Consider the following 12,119-nt stretch of genomic DNA (forward strand, 5'->3'; position numbering starts at 1 on the left):
ACAAAGATTATTTGGCGTGGCTGAGATCGACGGATTGAAAATGAGACATCAGCGATTCAAAACCTGAACTTATCTTACTTTTTTCAAAGCCGTAATCGTGGCTTACTCATCATGACACTGCCCTAAAAAATCAGCCAAAGCAGTATCAGCTATGTCAAATAATTAGGAATTTGTGATGCTAAACCTTGATTTTTCTTTTGCTCTTCCTAACACAATCCCAGATAAGGATGGTCAAGGCACCGGATTTACTTCTGTCAAAAAAAACAGTAGTGGAGATCAATACCAACCTAGTGATATCGATCTCGATACTGCTGCGAAAACTCTCACACTCACTGCAAATAAAGGCAGTAGTGCTTGGTCAAGTAATTCGCTAAAAAACGCACTCCAGCATGGAATTGACGACACTAAGCCCTTTGTTATTAGTACTCGGTTGAAAGGATCGCCACAGAAGTTAACAACCGCATTCCAGCAAGGTGGAATATTCTTTGGCTCGGATCAAGATAACTATGTCAAGCTTGTCTTAATTAATACTGGCGGTACTAACGGTTTAAAGCTTCAGTTTTTTAAAGAGGAAAACGGAAGTGGCTCAAGCATCAGAGAAATTAATCATTTTCAGTGGGGCAAGATTAATACATTCGATCTTTTCTTGATTGGAGATCCTGCAACTAGAACGTTTCAAGCAGCATACCGCGTTAACTCCAACACAGCACCGCCGATTGTTGTCAACAAGTCCACGACGATTAACGCAAGTACGCCCTTCTTTCTAGAGAATTCCAACAATACCGCTGCGGGAATTCTCGCTTCAACAACAAACGCCCCGAAAGTGGCAGTCACATTTGATAACTTTGGGATTGCTCAAGAGATCAAAGTCAACTTTCAGCCAAATGCCGCCAATCTGCCATCAGGTTATATCAAAGATAGTGGTGCTGCGTTTAGTAATGCTCGCGGCTATGGTTGGGTAAAAAGCGGCACGCGCACGCCTTTAAATATTGCGCAATTTGCTCGCGATCGCAATCGCCCAGGGGTTGACCAACGCATCGATACGTTACTGCACATGCAGTACTTCAACAATCCGGCGGCGGCGTGGGAAATAGCAGTTCCCAATGGGACGTATAGCGTGACTGTCAGCGTGGGTGACGGACCAAACCCAAATGGCGTTTATGACAGCAAACATACAATTCGAGTCGAAGGCGTAACTGCCATCGACAAATTTCAGAGTACTCCACAGCAAGAGTACAAATTAGAAACCGTCACAGTTAATGTCAACGATGGTAGGCTGACAATTGACGCGATCGGCGGGACAAACACGAAGATCAACTTTCTAGAAATCTTCAATGTCACTCCAGGTAAACATCCTACGGTTACGGGATTTGCTGTTGACCGCGATCCTCAAGGTAAAGCTTATCTCAACACATCAATTAATGTAGATATAGCACTGGCACAATCAGGGATTGGCGTTGAACCCACTAGCTTAAATTCATCGACTGTCAAGCTATATCGCACAAAGGATGGTCAACAAGTTTCTGGAATTGTCGGTACGAGTGGCGGCAATGATGTCATTGTCTTTCAACCAAACCAGAACTTATCGCCAAACACTAACTATACCTTTATTGTCACAAATAACGTCAAAGACGAATCTGGAACAAGATTCAATACCAATAGCTTTACATTCAATACCGGTAACACTACGACCAATCCAATTGACTCGAAAGTCAACTTCACCAAACAGTCTGTATATCAAGGTGCACCGCTAGCAAGTTTAACGCTTGGTCCTGATGGCAAACTCTACGCTGCTGGACTTGACGGTAAAATCCGCCGTTGGAACATTGAGGCTGGATCGGGTCAGCTATCAAACCTCCAGACTTTTGCCCCAGCGAAGCTAGATGGTCGCGCAATTATTGGTATTACCTTTGACCCCAAAAATCCGAACCATCTTTGGATTTCGCATAACGATCCGCTATTTCCGCAACCAGCCAAAGATTTTACAGGAGCAGTCTCCAAGCTTGTTCTTAACTCCAATACAAACTCATTTAATGCAAGTATCCAAGACTACGTTGTTGGCTTACCCCGCTCAGCTAAAGATCACCTCAGTAATAGTCTTGCCTTTGGTCCAGATGGTAAGCTTTACCTGACGCAAGGTAGCAATACTGCTGTGGGAGCGCCAGATACGGCATGGGCAAATCGCCCTGAGCGCTTGCTGAGTGCGGCTATTTTGCAAATTGACCCCTACAGAAATGCGCCAGCGGGCGGCTTTAATGTTCAGACAGAAAACTACGGCGGTAAGCAGGGTAACTACAATCCCTTTGCTGTCAATGCGCCCGTCAAAATTTATGCAACTGGCATTCGTAATGCCTATGACTTAGTTTGGCACAGCAACGGTAACTTATACGTTCCTACAAATGGAAGTGGTGCCAACGGCAACACTCCCAATGACCCGCGAACCTCAATAAATGAAGCACTGCAGAAAGTTGGTACGCAAAATGACTACTTATATAAAGTAGAGGAGGGCGGTTATTACGGTCATCCTAATCCCAAACGCGGAGAGTACATTCTCAATGGCGGTAATCCAACAAGTGGAGTCGATCCAGCCGAAGTTGTAAGCTATGTCGATCCTGTGACCAAGGTGGCGTATGCTGGCTATCCGGTAGGCGTCAAACCAGATCCTAACTATCGCGGTTATGCGTACGATTTTGGCAGAAATAAATCACCTAATGGTGTCATTGAATACCAAAGTAATACTTTTGGGGGTGCACTGAAAAACAAGCTACTCGTGACGCAGTACAGCGGTGGTAATGACATTCTTGCCCTTGAACCTGGTGCAAATGGCAATGTTCCCAGAGGAAATGTGACCCGGATTGTTTCTGGGTTAAACGATCCTTTGGATTTAGTAGAAGACACAAAGACTAATGCGGGCAACTTGTATGTTGCAGAACTTATTAAGGGGGGTGTTGCAGGACAGATTTCCCTACTAAAAGTAAGCTAGCGAAAATACGGCGATCGTCAAAGGAGTATCTATCATGCCTGCTGATTTGAGCTTTGATTTTTCAACACCAATTCCTGGAACGTTAGCAGACAAAAATGGTCTAGGCACTGGATTTACCTCCGTACAACCCAATAGCACGGGTGATGCTTATGACTTAAGTTTGATTAACCTAGATACAGCAAGCAGCAGCCTCGTATTAACAGCAACACAAGGTAGCAATGCCTCAGCTAATAATCTCAAAAATGCACTGCAAGTCGCTGTTGATACCATTACTCAGCCATTTAGAATTAGTACGCGCATTAAAGGTCCGGTGACTGGACTCGATGCAGCTTACAAGCAAGGCGGTATTTTCCTAGGCTCAGACCAAGATAACTATGCCAAACTTGTGGTAGTGAATGATGGTAAAAATCTCAAACTGCAGTTCTACAACGAGCAAAGCGGCGTAGGAACAAGTGTTGGCGAACTTACAGGCTTAAACTGGGCAGGCATTAATACTCTTGATTTATACTTAACAGGCGATCCGCAAACTAAAACGCTGCAAGCAGCATACCGCGTTAACTCTGATACAGCCCTACCAACGAGTCTACAAACTTTGCAGCTGGTCAGTCCTCAAGGTTCATCTTTGTTTGCAGACTCCACAACTTCGCGAGCAGGTATTCTGGCTTTTACAGGTCAGTCATCAAACGTCAATGTCACTTTTGATTACTTTGGGGTGAAACCAGTGACCGGTATCAACCCCGACTTTAATCAAATTAATTGGAGTAGTGGGACAGCGATGCCAGTAGGCAGAACTGAACCTGGAAGTGCGATCGCTGATGGCAAATTATTCGTCTTTGGCGGCTACAGTGGTCAATGGCAGCCGAGCGTCCGCTCAGATGTCTACGACCCCCAAACTAACACCTGGTCGCGAATAGCAGACTTGCCTAAGCCTGTCAATCATATTGTCCCAGCCGTAGACGGCAGAAATATCTACATCGCAGGTGGCTATGTCGGAAAAGAACCAAGCGGACAGATTTATGCCACTAAAGATGTCTGGAAATACAATATTGACACCAATTCTTGGTCGGCAATGCCAGCACTCCCTGCAGCACGCGCATCGGGTGGGTTAGCCGTTGTTAATGGCAAGCTTCACTTCTTTGGTGGTGCTAACATCAATCGTCAAGATCGAGGCGAGCACTGGTTTTTAGACTTAAACGGAGGAACCAACTGGCAATTAGCAACTCCTTTACCCAATCCCCGCACGCACTTAGGAGTTGCCGTTCTTGGAGGTAAAATTTACGCAATTGGGGGTCAGCATGATGTTGACGAGAACTTAGTGACTCAAAGTTCTGTACACGTGTGGGATCCTGCGAATCCTAACCAATGGAAAGAAGTTGCCAGCTTACCGAAAGCGCGATCGCATATTTCTAGTGCAACTTTTGTGATGAACGGTAAGATTATTGTGGCTGGAGGCGAAACCGCACACGAAGCTTACATTGCTGACGTCACCGCATACGATCCTTTGTCCAATTCGTGGCAGGAACTTACGCCATTACCACAACCAAGGCTGGCAGGCGTTGCTGCCAATTTTGGTAACCAGATTTTCTTTACCGGCGGACACCCAGGTTTTAGTGCAACTTCCTTCCAGGGCATACCGGTCACAAGTAATCAACAAGCCTTGTATCGCATCAACGTAGGTAGCAGTACGCCATACACGGATAGCAACGGCAATACTTGGTCGCCAGATACAGGACTATTCCAGCCTCAGAATGCGGTCGCACTCAATGGCGGTCCAATTAACCCCACTCCCGCGATCGCTAATACAGTTGATGACACGCTATATCAAACGTTCCGAGGCAAAATTGGTGACAGTAGTACCCCCATGGCATCGCGCGTTTTGTCATTGAACTTACCAATTAGCACGCCCCAAAATGTAGATATCCGGTTACACTTTGCTGAGTTGTATCATGGTGCACCAGGACGGGCACCTGGAGGTTCAGGTAAACGAGTTTTTGATGTAATTGCGGAGGGCAAAACTGTACTCAATGACTTTGATATTTTTGCTGCAAGTGGTGGTGCACTCAAAGCAGTTGTTGTGCCAATTAACGGAATTCCAGTCAACGATGGAACATTAAATTTGCAGTTTAAAGCTGAAAAAGATTTTGCTTCGATTGCCGCAATCGAAGTTTTAGCAGCTACCTAAGCTGCAGCCAGTGAAATTTTGACTACCGTATACTTTTTTGGCACTTTACAGTCGAGCAAACCATGGCGACCGATCTACTCAATCCTTCTATTAATTCAACAACTGATCTCACTCTCAATCATTCAACGAGTTACAGTAGTTTGCAGGCAACTCAGGCAGATCCCTATAACTTCAGTAGCTTCAACCAAAGTAATGCCAGTGGGAGTAGCCTACAAGTCCTGACCCCAGATGCTAATATCGTCCCCAACAGAATGGTATTTAGCACTGTTGCAGGAGAAGTCCGAGCCCCAAAAACCTTAACGCTGACCAACACAGGAAGTACACCGCTAACCGTTACGCTAAATCTTGGTGATTCGCAAGAAAAAAGCAATGCTGTTAGACCGCTAGACCATCAAAGGGCTGCCGATTTTCAGATCTTAGATGCCCCTACAGGGCAACCGTTTGTCCTAGGAGCAAATGAAACGCGCAATATTGCAGTTCAATTCGCCCCGAAGCGACCTGCAAAATTAAGTACTACCCCCACAACACACACCTTTAATGGGGAAAACTACGCATCGCTGACAATTAACACCAATGGTCAGCCAGCAAAAACGGTCAATCTTGCAGGATTGAATACAGCAAACTACGAAGGAAATAATGAAGCTTCTGTCGCTGAAATTACTCGGATCTTTGGCTGGACAACGAATATCGGTAGTGAAAGCAATATTTTGGGCGGTCAGAAAAGCCTCCTAGGAGATGAAGTGTACTCGCCTTATTGGGTACGTGCTGACAATTCCAAACCAGTTCAATTGTGGCCTTTAGCAGTATATAGCGGTCGTAGCGATGGCTCTCATGACCCTATTCGATTTCAGGCAAAACCTGGTAGTGGTGGAAGAAGCGGTCTACTTTATCAACATGCTGGACGATTGCAGGCTGATAACGTACCTGGTAGCAACGATTTAAGTGGTGGTGAAAATCAAAAACTACTCCCTAAAATCTTAGTTGGCAACGCAAGTATCACTCCTACACCTGAGAAAGTAAGCTTCATTCCTAACAGTCCCTTTGCACTAAACCGCAGTTTTCAATTTAATAGTAACGAAGGTGCTTGGACAGATTACACCCAAAATCTTCCTGACCAAACGCACAACTGGCGAATGTATCCAATTCGCGATGCTCAAGGTACCTTGATTCCTCATACTTGGCTAGCTGCTTCCGATCCTGGAAATAGCCTTGTTGGTCTAGGTAAAAACTTCGACTACAACGACAATGTTTATTTGTTGGTCAACGCTAAACCAGAAAACCCAGCGTTAGATCCCTCAGTAGGCGGTAGAGTTCCTGGTTCGCCTGACTTGCTATTTTACTTCAACAAAACTTATGAGAATGTCTTTGCTAACGGGTTGAAGGACAAAAATGGCAAGAATATTGGATTTACCAAAACACAACTGAATAAAAACGATACTTTTACCTCAATAACTTCTTATAACCCGAACCTGATAGACCTCAATACAAGTGGTTCAGGAACATTGAAGATTACAACGACCAGCGGTAGCAATGGCGGTCAGGACAATACACTCGTCAACGGATTGCAAACTGTCTTTGATGGTCGAGCAAGTAAAGCGGTGATTAGTACCAAACTACTCGGTCCATTCAACAACATTCAAGCAGGTTACCAGCAAGCAGGCGTGATGCTTGGTCCAGATCAAGATAACTATATTAAAGTCGTCGCGATCGCCCGCCAAGATAACCAATTGGGTATCCAATTCTACCAAGAAAACAGGGGAGTCGGGCAAACAATCGGGACGGCAGCGATTCCTAATCCTGGTAATTTGCAGTCTTTAGAGTTGAAGTTGTTTACCGATCCACAAGCTGGAACAGTCCGCGCTGGCTATCGCGTAGGTAATAACAATGTTGTTCTCCTACCAGGTGTTGTATCGCTCAAAGGCGGTCAAATTGGTAGCTTTTTTGCTGCTCAGAGTAAAGCTGGGCTAATTACTACTAATAAAGGCTCGACACCATTCACGGCAACTTTTGACAACTTCTTAATTTCCTCGAATGAAACCACAGCACAACGGCAAGTTCTCCATCGCATTAATGTAGGTAGTAACTCGCAATACAAAACTCCTGGTGGTTTTGTGTGGTCAGCAGATACAGGTTTATTTAGTCCGTCAAATGCCTCGCCCGAAACAACGCTAGGCACACCTAATATTCAAAATACAGTGCTCGATCCTGTTTACCGTACCTATCGAGCAAAAATTGGCAATGGTTCAATCCCGATGTCTTCTCGCGTACTTTCCTTTGCATTACCTGTTCAACCAGGTAAGGTTGACCTCCGGTTACACTTCTCCGAAAACTACTGGGGTGCGCCAAATCGCGTCCCTGGAGGTGTTGGCAAACGCGTGTTTGATGTCATTGTGGAAGGTAAAACAGTACTCCACAACTTTGATATCACAGCTGCTGCAGGTGGGGCTTTGAAGGCAGTAAGAGTACCAATTGAAGGCATACAAGTCAATGACGGTCAACTCAATATTCAACTCAAGGCAAAAACGGATTTCGGTGCTATTTCGGGAATTGAAGTTTTCCGTTCGGTGTAGAGTGTTTGAGTATTAAGTACAACATTGCGTTTGTCTTTAGATTGAACAGTCTCTCAAAGAGTGCGTGACTTCTAGCTAGCTCTTTGAGAGATTTGACTAAAAGCCATAGCAATTGCTCTTTAATAAGGTTTGCATTTTGCGGAGGAAGCCTGCGCCCCTCTTCTAGCTTTTCTCCCTGAATCCTACTATCTATAATAGGCAGTAGTAGCTTGAGAGTTGTCATTGGACTCAGTGATTTTGTTGACGCTGGTACAGCGACCAGTACAATCCTTTTTTCTGCATTAACTCGGCGTGCGTTCCCTGTTCCATCAATACACCTTTTTCTAGAACCAAAATCAAATCTGCTTTTTTGAGTGGTTCAAAGCGGTGGGCAATCATAAAAACAGTACGGTTTTTGGCAATATCTTGGATATTTTGTAAAACTTGCTGTTCTGTTTCACTGTCTAAGGCAGTTGTTGCTTCATCTAAGATGAGAATGGGAGCGCGTGATAAAAACATTCGTGCTAACGCAATTCTTTGCCGTTGACCTCCTGATAATCCGGTACCGCGTTCGCCAATGGGAGTTTCGTACCCTTGTGGTAATTCACTGACAAAATCATGGGCGGATGCCATCCGCGCTGCTTTGACAACCTCCTCCGCAGTAATATCAGGATTACCTAAAGTAATATTTTCTAGAATCGAGCCATTGAATAAAAAGTCTTCTTGAAGAACGACACTAATTTGTTGACGTAATGAGGCAATATCAGCACTTTTAATATCAAAGCCATCGATGAGAATGCGACCAGACTCTGGGAGATAAAGGCGTTGTAACAGCTTAGAAAGCGTGCTTTTGCCCGAACCACTACGCCCGACAATCCCAACAAACATTCCGGGCTGGACATTAAACGAGATCCCGCGCAAAATAGGTTCTTGGTTAGGGCGGTAACGGAAAAATACTTGGTCAAAAGTGACTTGTCCTTGCAACGCTGGTAGAACCAAGCCAGAACCAGGTTCAGCTTCGGGTGCAACGTTCAAGACGTCTCCAAGGCGATCTACCGAAAGAAAAACCTGCTGTAAGTTTTGCCACAGCTGTACCAAGCGCAATAGTGGACCTGTAACCCTAGCAGATAGCATTTGAAATGCGACCAATTGACCGACTGTCAGCTGCTGATCGATCGCTAATCTTGCTCCAAACCAAAGAATGAGTAAGTAGGACAAACTTGTCAAAAAAGTACCAATATTACTCGTAATTTTGGAAGCTGTCGATGCTTTAAAATTAGTGCGGATATAACGGGCAAAAAGTCCTTCCCAGCGTTCGCGCGAGGTACGTTCTGCGCCGTGCGCTTTTACCGAATGAATTCCTGTAATCGTTTCGACTAAAAACGATTGGCTATCAGCACTTTGATTAAAAGCTTCATCAAGCCAGTTGCGCAGAATAGGAGTAGATGCCAGAATCAACAGCGCAAATAGCGGAATGACAGCAAGCGCTACCCAGGTGAGTGGGATACTGTAGTAAAACATCAGCGCTAAATACATCACCACAAATAAGCTATCGAGAACCACGGTTAAAGTCGTCCCCGTAAGAAACTCGCGGATATTTTGTAATTCCTGAACGCGTGCGGCTGTATCTCCAACGCGTCGCGACTCAAAATAAGCTAGCGGTAAGCGCATCAAATGACGAAATACTTGCGCTGATAAACTTAAATCGAGTCGGCGGGCAGTATGCGTAAAAATAAATATTCTGAGAATACCGAGAATTGCCTCAAATAGCGCGATCGCCAATAGCGCGATCGCCATTACATCTAGAGTAGAAAGGCTTTCTTGCACTAAAACTTTATCGATGATCACCTGGGTAATGACAGGTGTCGCTAAGCCAAATAGTTGTAACGTAAACGAAGCTAAGAGAACTTCCCCTAGTAGCCTGCGATAACGCCATACTGCTGGCAAAAACCAACTGAGATTGAACTTATCGCGTTTTTGAATCAGTTCTATCTGCCAAAGTTGCCCATTCCATGCTGTCTCCACAATGCTGCGCGGAATACTTTCGCAGGTTTGACTCGGATTAAGCGGATTCGCAATTATCAAGCGATCGCCTTTAACGCCGTACACAACAACCCATGACTCTTGTTGCCAATGTAGCAAAGCTGGAAATGATAGCTGCCGTAAGTCACTCCAACTGACTTGGATTTTTTGTAATTGCAAACCAACTTTTTCTGCGGCTTCCACAATATATTTAGGGCTTTGTCCGCGTGTTTGCCGTTGTACCCACTCTAGCTGCGCCGGATGTTGCAGGTGTTGTGTCACCATTGTCAAACACGCCGCTGCTGTATTCAAACTGGCTACAAAGGGATAACCCAGTATTGGCTGCGGTTGCGGTTCTTGCTGGGGTTGATAGCGCGATCGCACTGCTGCCCAAAACTGCTTTACTTGAGGCGATGCAACTGTTGTCCAAAAATCTGCCTTCCAGTGTAAAACAACGACCTCTCGACTTGATACTCTGGCTTTCCACCTTCCTGAAAGTTCTAACAAATCGCCTAGCCAATCTCCTTGCTGCAATATAATTGATTCTCCGTGCTCTGGTACTAGGCGCACCTTGCCAGCTAAAATCAAAATTTGGCTTCCAGAACCTTGAATTCGCTCTTCACCGTCAGTAGACCAAATAATTTCACCGACGACATAGCTGCGCGTTTCAGCTTGATGTTGGAATTGAACTTGTTCTTCAGAAGTTAAACACGATAAGGGCACTTTATCCCACATCAAGTTTTGAATTTCATCTGTTGTAATCATATAAACCTCACGGAAGCTGAAACCTGCGATCGCAGTCAAGGAAAGTCACCTAAAATACAATTGACTGTAGCAAACTTGAAAAGTTTTTAGAGCTACTCAATATTTCCAGTTTTGCCAGTAGTTAAGTGCGTTGCAACTAGGGCTACAAAACTTATTTTTTGAAATTCTTCCATTGAGTTCCGCATTATCCTTTAGAGATTAGTCACCCTAACAAAATTTATTCAGTTTCAAGCTGTTAAGTATGCTATAATAACCTGATATCTGCCCTTTATGAATTAACTTGCAGCTTAATATTTAGCTTTTGCATTTTCTCACCAAGCCATTGTTCAAAAAGCTGATTTTCTAATTCTTGTTTTACCGCTCCCTCCAAGCTAGCAGGAATAAATTGTTCCACGCGAAATAAACAATACCATCCATCAATTTCTATAGGACCTACGACTTCGCCAGGATTGACCAACTCAATTAAAGCCCGCAGTGCGTCAGGTAGTTGACCGCGACTAATTGGTCCCATCATTCCATTGACAATGCGATCGTCTGTTACCGAATATTCTTGAGCTAGTTGCTCAAATCTAGCCCCTTCCAAAATCTGGCTTTTCAGTTCTTCTGCTAATTCCTGTTCCTTCACCACAATCCGAGAAAGCACTACGCGATCTAGAAAAATCTTCTGCTCGATAAAGTACTCTTGAATTCGCGGTTCAGTAATAATATTTCTCAGTTTTTCTAGTTTGAAGTTAAAAACTACTTGTTGATGAAAAGTTGGATAGTCCAAACCATTATTTATTAACCACTCTTGAAAGATATTTGGATCGGTAAGTTGCTGTTGCAAGCGAAAATCAATGATGGCTTGCTCAATGACTCCAGGATTGATTTCAAGATCTTCGCGCGTATTTAATTCTGTTTCCAAAATTCTTTGTCGGAGGATTTCTAAGATAAAAGGTTGGAGCTTGCCAGATGTTTGTAGATATTTCAGAGCTTGAGAAAGAGTAATTGGTTGGTCGTCAACTATTAAAAATGATGTAGATTCCATGTTTTGCTTACAATGAACAGTATTTAAATAGCTTCTATTTGAGGCTGAAGTCTTGCCCTTGTCAAAATGTAAGAAGTAGTAAATCAGTTACTTATGGTTGTATTAATCTAGTTTCTCATATAACATAGCTACTGCTAATCAGATTAAGCTTAGTAATAAAATCAATAGACCGAAATCTTTTCATTTTGTTGCTATTTACTTTGTGTTTCTATAATTTCTTGCACGTCAATATATCCTGTTGTCACAATATATAGTTGATTTAGTCTAGCTTGAGCCTGATACTTCTCCAATAACCTAAGCAGCGAACACATGAGCTTCACAAGTAGTCACGTATTTACAACGATCGTACAGCGGCATGGAATTATCGAATCCAACAGAATCATTCAGACATAACTAAAAGTTGACAGGTAACAAAGCATATATACGTATATTAAAGTATATTTTATAACTCGATATTCGCTGTGGCGAGTACTATACAGATTTTTGATGAAAATACTGAGTTCCATGAAGTAGGTTACTAAAAAAACACAGTTACATAATTGCTAGGTGCGGTAGAGACTAGGTAAAAGAATAATTGTTCTTAAATTTCAC

The 12,119-nt window shown here is 43.8% G+C and carries 5 protein-coding genes; 3 read left to right on the plus strand and 2 right to left on the minus strand.

Annotation, left to right across the window (positions count from 1 at the left end):
• Window positions 1-175 precede the first annotated feature (175 nt).
• The 3 genes from B1A85_RS16815 (at window position 176) to B1A85_RS16825 (ending at window position 7,735) form a co-directional block, all read left to right on the plus strand.
• Window positions 176-2,983: an Ig-like domain-containing protein gene (locus tag B1A85_RS16815; RefSeq protein WP_104547900.1), complete on the plus strand. Its 2,808-nt coding sequence runs from the start codon at window positions 176-178 to the stop codon at window positions 2,981-2,983.
• A gap of 34 nt (window positions 2,984-3,017) precedes the next feature.
• Window positions 3,018-5,165 (plus strand): kelch repeat-containing protein, encoded by a 2,148-nt coding sequence (locus B1A85_RS16820; protein ID WP_104547901.1) that lies wholly within the window; start codon window positions 3,018-3,020, stop codon window positions 5,163-5,165.
• A gap of 62 nt (window positions 5,166-5,227) precedes the next feature.
• Complete coding sequence (locus tag B1A85_RS16825) at window positions 5,228-7,735, plus strand: malectin domain-containing carbohydrate-binding protein (protein WP_104547902.1); 2,508 nt, start codon at window positions 5,228-5,230, stop codon at window positions 7,733-7,735.
• A gap of 228 nt (window positions 7,736-7,963) precedes the next feature.
• Here B1A85_RS16825 and B1A85_RS16835 read toward each other — a convergent pair whose 3' ends face one another.
• A complete protein-coding gene (locus tag B1A85_RS16835) occupies window positions 7,964-10,501 on the minus strand; it encodes a type I secretion system permease/ATPase (RefSeq protein WP_104547904.1) in 2,538 nt (845 codons plus the stop codon).
• A 268-nt stretch (window positions 10,502-10,769) separates the two neighbouring features.
• Complete coding sequence (locus B1A85_RS16840; RefSeq protein ID WP_104547905.1) at window positions 10,770-11,528, minus strand: peptidylprolyl isomerase; 759 nt, start codon at window positions 11,526-11,528, stop codon at window positions 10,770-10,772.
• Window positions 11,529-12,119 lie beyond the last annotated feature (591 nt).

The sequence above is a fragment of the Chroococcidiopsis sp. TS-821 genome (assembly GCF_002939305.1).
GTDB lineage: Bacteria > Cyanobacteriota > Cyanobacteriia > Cyanobacteriales > Chroococcidiopsidaceae > Chroogloeocystis.